At 65.5% G+C, this 4,035-nt stretch carries 4 protein-coding genes; 1 reads left to right on the forward strand and 3 read right to left on the reverse strand.

Going from position 1 to position 4,035, the window contains the following annotated elements:
- Positions 1-517 precede the first annotated feature (517 nt).
- The 3 genes from K8W16_RS09135 to K8W16_RS09145 are packed head-to-tail and all read right to left on the reverse strand — an operon-like array spanning position 518 to position 2,341.
- Positions 518-811 (reverse strand): hypothetical protein, encoded by a 294-nt coding sequence (locus K8W16_RS09135; protein WP_304122841.1) that lies wholly within the window; start codon positions 809-811, stop codon positions 518-520.
- A complete protein-coding gene (locus K8W16_RS09140) occupies positions 786-1,403 on the reverse strand; it encodes a DUF6475 domain-containing protein (protein WP_304122842.1) in 618 nt (205 codons plus the stop codon). The genes K8W16_RS09135 and K8W16_RS09140 overlap by 26 nt, the downstream gene beginning before the upstream one ends.
- Positions 1,397-2,341: a hypothetical protein gene (locus K8W16_RS09145; protein ID WP_304122843.1), complete on the reverse strand. Its 945-nt coding sequence runs from the start codon at positions 2,339-2,341 to the stop codon at positions 1,397-1,399. Before K8W16_RS09145 ends, K8W16_RS09140 begins: the two co-directional genes overlap by 7 nt.
- Positions 2,342-2,850: 509 nt before the next feature.
- Between K8W16_RS09145 and K8W16_RS09150 the strand changes: the two genes are divergently transcribed.
- Positions 2,851-3,588 (forward strand): S24 family peptidase, encoded by a 738-nt coding sequence (locus K8W16_RS09150; RefSeq protein ID WP_304122844.1) that lies wholly within the window; start codon positions 2,851-2,853, stop codon positions 3,586-3,588.
- Positions 3,589-4,035: the final 447 nt, after the last annotated feature.

Genomic DNA, 4,035 nt, shown 5'->3' on the forward strand with positions numbered 1-4,035 from the left:
AAAAGCATCCTGCCCTATCCTTTATTTCCGTTGACGGGCGAAGGCCGGGAAAACCTTCCCCCGCTCTCGCCTTCTCTGCACGGCGGCCCGGCGCATGGGGAAAAGCTGTTTCTTCCACAGCAAGGGCCGAAGAGCGCGCGGAAAGGCTTTGCCCTTTGCAGGGGACGATACATAGCGCCTTCCCCCCAAAAGCATCCTTTCCTATCCTTTATTTCCGTTGACGGGCCTTTGCCCGTCAACGGTCGGCCACGGCAGGTGGGCGCGGCAGCGCACACCTGCACTGACGGGGGGGCAGGCTGCGACGGGGGGCGAGCCTTCCGGCCGGGGCTACGGGAGGAACCGGCCCGAGCCCTGCCGCGACGTTTGCATGCAAGTAAGGGTTCCGCAACGGAAGCGAGTTGAAGGAGAACTTTTTGCGCACACCCCGTGCGTGAGCTTGCCCGATGAGGGGGTTCGGGGGGAATCATTCCCCCCGACGGGGTGCGGGGCGGCGCCCCGCGTGCCTTTGCCGGGGGGGTCAGGCAACGGCGTGGCCTTTTCCCTCGGGTCGGAGAGCGGGAACGGCGCCTATGGGGAGGGCGTCGATGAGGGCGTTGGCCCAGAGGGTTTCGGCGTCTTCGAGGTCGTTTTTTTCCCAGGGGTCCGTCATGGGGCGTCCGACCTCGCGGGCGGCGCGTTCTTCGGCGCGCTGTTCACGGCGCAGTTCGTTCTGGTAGGCGCGGCGGCAGGCTTCGCAGCAGAAGCGCCGGGGCCGGGAGCCCAGGCGGAACATTTTTCCGCAGGCGTCATAGGCACAGGGCACGAGGGGCATGATCATTCTCCTTTGCCTTGCGTTCGAGGCGATTTTTCAGGTATTCCTTAGTCAGGGCGAGGGGTTTGGAGGAAGCGGCCCCGAGCAGGGCCACGGCGTCCGCGCCGAGGGCGAAGGCGTCTTCTCTGCCGGATGCGGCGCGCCAGGCGGCGATGAATTCTTTGTGTTTCCAGGAGAGTTCGGCCTCTTTCCAGGCGCAGACCACGTTCCAGCCGCCGAACTGGCGCACCACGAGGGCTGTGGTGGGGTGGAGAGCGGGCACGCGCCAGCTTCCGGCGCGGCGGGCCTCCTCAAGGAGCCTGCCCCACTCGGCTTCGGCCTGGGCGGCGGTATTTTCTTCACCGTGCAGGGCGCCTGAGATACGGTCGAGTTCCTTCTGCACCAGGGCAAAGGGGGGCATGAAGCCGAACTGCACGGCCTCGTGCCCGTAGCGGCGCAGCACGGCGAGCACGGCCCGGCGGCAATGCTCCACGCTGTAGGGCGCAAGGAGCGTGAGCCAGAGGGTGGCCGCCTCCTCATTGAGTGCGGCGCTGTAGTTGGAAGCGAGCATGCGGATAAGCTGCGCCTTTTGCTCATTGTCCTCTTTCACCATGTTTTTTCCTCCCTGAGGGCGGCCGCGCTTGCCATGCGTTCCACCGCGCGGCGCACGGCCTCTCCGTTGTTCTCTTCCCTTGAGGCGGCGCGGCGCATCGCGCCCCCTTCCCTGCGCCGCGACTCCCAGGTACGCACTGCGGCGCGCCAGTCCTTCATGGGCGAAGCGCCCACCTTCCAGCCCTTGGAAGCGTAAAAATCCACAAAAGCCCGGGCCTCGATGCCGTTGCCGCGCGCATCGCAGTAGGCCTGCACCTCCTCGGGCGTGGGCGGGCGAAAACGCGCCTTTCTTTTCCCTTCCCCTTCCTCTTCCCCTTCCTTGTTCCCGGCAGCCTCCCCCGCCGTAGGTACAGCCCGGCCATACCCTTCCCCTACGGTGGGGAAAGCCCGGGGAAAATGCTCCGCCGCAGGGGAAAAACCTTCTTCACCGGGGGAAATGCAGGGCCGGGGCCCATCCCCGGCAGGGGGAAGGCCGTTGTCTGGGGCGGGGAAGGCCGGGCTCTCCCCGGCGGGGGCGGCAGCGGGGAGAGGCCCGGGGTCGTCCCCCTCCCCGGTCATGCCGGGAAAAAGGGCGGGATAGGCCGAAGCCACGGCCCCGCGTATTTTCCGGGAGGAAACCCGGGCAAGCAGGGCCCGCAAGGACTGCACCAGCTTCGGCGAGGTGGAGGCCTGATGCTTCACAAAGTTCACCAGCCATATCTGGGAGCCGTCCGTCACCAGCTTGCCCGCCGCTTCGGCTTCGGCAAGCAGGCGGCGCACCACCTCTTCCGCAAGAGAAGTTTCATAGGCCATGCGCCGATGCGACACTTCCAGAAGCCCCAGGTTGTTGGTATGCGGGCAGGTGATGAGGTACAGGTAGAAAAGCCTGCCCTCCGGCCCCAGCTCCTCCACATAGGGGTCGTTCCAGAAAGTCATGCGAAGGGTCCTGTATTCCGCCATACCGGGATCTCCTTATCATAGGGTGTGTGGGGCGGCCCGGCCTTTTCTCCGAGCCTGAGGGGCCGGCCGGCCCGGGCACGCTGTACGGACGCGGGGCCTGACGCCGCAGGTGAATTCCGGCTGCTTGCCGCCCCGCCGCCCGCCCGGCCCTGAGCGCCGGGAAGAGCTGACGCCTTTGCCGACAAAGGCCTATGCGGGGCATCTTCCGCGCCCTTCCCTTCAAAACCGCCCTTTCTCCTGCGCGGCGACCGGCCCTGTTCCGCGCGGCGCCTGTTTCTTTCCCCCCGCGCGGGGCAAACGCCTGAAAGCGAAAACCCCGCATGCCTTCCTCCTTTTCGGCTGTACGGCGGCCGAAACGCCCCGGCGCGCCCGGGGGGGCTTGCCTGAGCGGAAGGCCCGGGCGCTTCCCCCTTCCGTTCCTGTTTTTCTACAAATGCAGAAAAAAGTAAAGTAAAAAATTCTACAAAAGCAAATTTTGCAAAAGCAAAAAAAACGGCTATTCATAAAATATGAAACTTGTCGAATCCGCCCTCAGTATTCTGGAAGAGGCGGTTGCCCGCGACTTCAACGGCAACCTGCGGGAAGCCGCGCAATTTTTCGGCATCCCCTACCAGACCATCTACGCCTGGCTGAAAACCAGGACGCGCGTGCCCTCTTTGCGTTCCATGGAACCGGCGCTGGAGAAGCTCGGCGTGTCCTTTGCCGTCCCCGGCCGCGAGGCGGGCAGGCCCGTGTGCTTTGTGGATGCGGAAATCGTGCCTGCCGGGCAGGACATGCGCCCGCCGGACGCGCAGGACTACTGGGCCGCCCCGCTGGTGGGCGAGGTGGGCGCGGGGCCGGGCTACATTCCGCAGGACAAGATAGAAAGCTGGTTTCTGGTCTACAAGTACCAGCCTGCCGTCATGCGCCGCCGCAATCTCCTGGCCGTGCAGATAGGCCCCGCTTCCACTTCCATGGAGCCGGTGCTGCACCCCGGGGATATCGTGCTTGTGGACAGGGACGACAGAAACGTACTCACCCCCGGCCGCATGATGCTGGTGCTCGACCCGCAGGACGGCTCGGGCATGGTCAAGCGCGTGGCCGTGGAAGACAGGCACAACGGCGACTATCAGATCACCTACTATTCCGACAATGCGGCCGACAACCCGCCCCGGGTGCTCAGCCTTCAGGACGATTTCGACGGCGACTGGCAGAAGTGCATCGTGGGCCGCGTGATCTGGTCGTGGTCGGACGTGAGCCGGAAATAAGGCCGGTCAAGGGGGCGGAGCGGCGCGCAAAAAGGAACACGCTCCCCCGCCCCGCAGGGAATCCCGCACGCAAAAAAGCGCTTTTCATCCGCAGCAAAGGCTCCCTGCACGGAAGAACCTGCCTGCGGGGCTCGCTCCGGCATGGGGTGCAAGGCGTTCCGCACAGCACGCCCTGCGGGAAAAGCCCCCCCTTCCCCCCCGAAATCTTTCCGCCTTCCCGGGCGGCCATTGCCCCTCGGCGCTGCCCCCTCACGCACGGGGCTTTCCCGCAATCAATGAAGGAAGACGGGCTTGAGCGGCGAACTGCCCCCACGCACGGGCTTTCTGTACCGGCGAAGGGGCTTCGGCATCTCGAAGCGCTGTCCCCTCACGCGCAAGGCGTTCCGCACAGCACGCCCTGCGGGAAAAGCCCCCCCTTCCCCCGAAATCTTTCCGCCTTCCCGGGCG

Origin of the sequence: Mailhella massiliensis (assembly GCF_020741395.1) — a bacterium.
Classification (GTDB): Bacteria; Desulfobacterota; Desulfovibrionia; order Desulfovibrionales; family Desulfovibrionaceae; genus Mailhella; species Mailhella massiliensis_A.

Excerpts from the sequence above, each read along its gene's own strand:
- K8W16_RS09135 (WP_304122841.1), bottom strand. The coding sequence starts at position 811 with ATGCCCCTCGTGCCCTGTGCCTATGACGCCTGCGGAAAAATGTTCCGC.
- K8W16_RS09140 (WP_304122842.1), bottom strand. The coding sequence starts at position 1,403 with ATGGTGAAAGAGGACAATGAGCAAAAGGCGCAGCTTATCCGCATGCTC.
- K8W16_RS09145 (WP_304122843.1), bottom strand. The coding sequence starts at position 2,341 with ATGGCGGAATACAGGACCCTTCGCATGACTTTCTGGAACGACCCCTAT.
- K8W16_RS09150 (WP_304122844.1), top strand. The coding sequence starts at position 2,851 with ATGAAACTTGTCGAATCCGCCCTCAGTATTCTGGAAGAGGCGGTTGCC.